General features: G+C 63.6%; 4 protein-coding genes and 2 tRNA genes. 1 reads left to right on the top strand and 5 read right to left on the bottom strand.

What is annotated here, in order from left to right:
* Positions 1-343 precede the first annotated feature (343 nt).
* Positions 344-799, bottom strand: coding sequence for a hypothetical protein (locus WAN02_RS30740; RefSeq protein ID WP_422269150.1), 456 nt, complete (start codon positions 797-799; stop codon positions 344-346).
* Positions 800-1,121: 322 nt separating this feature from the next.
* On the opposite strand from WAN02_RS30740, the gene WAN02_RS30735 reads away from it, so the two are divergent.
* On the top strand, positions 1,122-1,481 hold the full coding sequence (locus WAN02_RS30735; RefSeq protein WP_422269149.1) for a hypothetical protein: 360 nt from the start codon (positions 1,122-1,124) through the stop codon (positions 1,479-1,481).
* Here the strand turns inward: WAN02_RS30735 and WAN02_RS30730 are convergent.
* From WAN02_RS30730 to WAN02_RS30715, 4 genes are all read right to left on the bottom strand, one after another.
* A tRNA-Ala gene (locus WAN02_RS30730) sits at positions 1,455-1,527 on the bottom strand. The genes WAN02_RS30735 and WAN02_RS30730 overlap by 27 nt on opposite strands.
* On the bottom strand, positions 1,518-1,640 hold the full coding sequence (locus tag WAN02_RS30725) for a hypothetical protein (protein WP_422269148.1): 123 nt from the start codon (positions 1,638-1,640) through the stop codon (positions 1,518-1,520). The genes WAN02_RS30730 and WAN02_RS30725 overlap by 10 nt, the downstream gene beginning before the upstream one ends.
* Before the next feature lie 26 nt (positions 1,641-1,666).
* Positions 1,667-1,740: transfer RNA gene (locus tag WAN02_RS30720), tRNA-Ile, on the bottom strand.
* 58 nt (positions 1,741-1,798) lie between these two features.
* Positions 1,799-2,461, bottom strand: a 663-nt coding sequence (locus tag WAN02_RS30715; RefSeq protein ID WP_422269147.1) for a DUF3566 domain-containing protein, incomplete at its 5' end; no start/stop codon positions are given.

Below are 2,461 nucleotides of genomic sequence, written 5' to 3'. Positions count from 1 at the left end.
AATCATGACTCTGCTTAACCACCCCGTGACGGTCACGCGAGCGGCGCTGCGTTCGCGCAGGACCGACAATTCGTAGCGCCGCGAGAGTGTTGATCCGTTCCCACAGCATCGATGCGTCGCATTTGAGGCCCAGAAGCGCACCTTTGATTTGTGGGGCCTTGGATATTCGAACTCCTGACATCTGCCTTGCAAAGGCGAATCATGCTGCAGATCAACGGTTTACACATTGCTCGACGCGCTAAAACACACAACTGCACTTAACAGCCGCTATCTGTAACCTTGGCCAGATTGTGGTCAGGATGTGGCCAACGCGCTGACGGCAGGGTGTGTGCTGATTCGATGGTCAAAACCCAATCAAGTCAGGGACACCGAGCGCACCCAACAGCCCATCGACCAACAGGTCCACCGACCCGTAGCCGCCGGTGGCAAACACCGTGTAATCCAGGCCCACGGCGAGGTCACCAATGCCGTTGTCCGGAACGAAGCCAACACCGTCAGGGTTGGCAATAAACGCGCTCGGGTCCAAATCGTCGGTCAGGACGGTAAACGGGTCGCCAGCCCAAAACCCCCCAGTACCTGATTCGAAGCCGTCGACGCTCGCGGCAAAGTCGCTGGCCAGGGTCGGGCTCAACGCCGCCAAATCCGTGTCAGCCGTGGGGGTCCAGGTGTTGAGTCCGCTGTCGCCGAAAAGTAGCTGGAACGGATCGGGTTCGTCGGCCCTGGCCGCGGGAGCCAGTCCGATCAGCGCAGCCGCGAAAGCGGCGACAGCCCCCATCACCATGCCGGTAGGTGTTGTCATGATTTCTTCTCCTCTCGAAAGGCCCTATGTAGTCGGAGCGCTGGCTACCGTTCAACAGTGCGGGGTGAGCGGTTGAAAACCATCGGCCGTGAAACGTAGATGTGCGCGCTGGGGGTCGTACATGTGTCGGTGGTTCGCGGTACAACCTTGCCGACTCCGCGACCGAGGCTCGGTATCCCCGTGGGGAGACGAACACGGCGGGGCGGGGGACGAATCGGGAACCGGGTGCAGCTGATCCACGTCCGCCCGCGCCAGCCATCGGTCTGATCCGACTCCCTACCCCGGCAGCGCGTCCGGTCGGGCGGTCGCCGAACATGATGCCGTGCAGACGATTCGGCAACGCGATGACGCCGACGAGCACGACGACCAAATTCGCGGGCATGAGGCGGCAGCAGGCGCGCTGACCGAGGTTGCCCTGACCGAACGTCAGTCCACCGACCAGGGCCGCGGTGGCCCCTGGGTCAGGCCGGACAGTTCTTGGCGCAGTGGCACTGCGGGCCTGACATTGGCTCGGTACGGCCACCTGTACGAGTTCGGCGTCGAGGCCGTGGGAGTGGCCATCAACGGTCTGTTAACTCGCAATTGTGGTCAATGGCGCCGGTCCCATGCCGATTCAATGGGCAGCGAATGGCGCCTGAGCAGTGCTTTCTACCTGTGGAGCCTAGGGGATTCGAACCCCTGACTTCTGCCTTGCAAAGGCAGCGCTCTACCAACTGAGCTAAGGCCCCTCGCGCCGACCGCGGGTCTGGTCGGCTGCCACGTGCCAGACCTCGACACCGCGTTGAGACCGGATCACCACCGCCAGCACCGCGATCGCTGCCAGCGGCAACACCAGTCTCACGAAACGTCTTGGCGAACACATGGTTGTGGGCCTAGGAGGACTCGAACCTCCGACCTCTTCGTTATCAGCGAAGCGCTCTAACCGCCTGAGCTATAGGCCCGCACACGTACACGGACGAGCGACGAGATTACCGCACCGGAGCGTCCGCGCCCAAAACGCTAGTCCCGGTCGGCCAGCGTCACCTCGACGCCGCCGATCAAGTCGGTGGTCAGGTTGTAGATGAACGCGCCGATGGTGGCCGCGGCGGTGAGCAGGACGATGTTCACCAGGCCGATCAGGATCGCCCCGCCGAAGATGGTGCCGCCGGAGACCAGCTCCGCGCTGCCGCTGGTGTTGTTCAGCAGATCCCCGACGTTGCTGTTGAGCTTGCTCCACACGCCCATGCCGCCGAGCACGAGATACAGAAACGCCACCGCGATCATCCAGACGAAGAACAACGCCACCGAAAGCACCGCCGACACCTTCAAGGTGCTCCACGGATCGACGCGTCGGATCTGCATGCTCGCCCGAAGCGGGCCGACAGGCCGCGACGACACCTGGATACGGCCTTCCGATCGAACCGGCGCGGTCATCGGCTCGGCCGATCGATCCTCAGCCGACTTACGTTGCCCCGCACGGGGTATCGGTCCGGACAGGTCGGGTAATTCGCTGGCGTAGGCATCGCTTTGCCGACTCTCGTTCTGCGCGGGAGCCGCTGCCGGCTCGGCGTCGGGTGGTGGTGTTCTGATCGCGCCCGGCGCCGCGGTGCCCGAGATGAACCGGTTCAAGCGAGCCTCGGCGTTGGGGCTCGCGGCGCCCCGCCCGGATTGACGCTGCTGGAC

It is taken from the genome of Mycobacterium sp., assembly GCF_049281135.1.
In the GTDB taxonomy this organism is placed as follows: domain Bacteria; phylum Actinomycetota; class Actinomycetes; order Mycobacteriales; family Mycobacteriaceae; genus Mycobacterium.
This window is presented reverse-complemented; position numbering and strand designations above follow the sequence as displayed.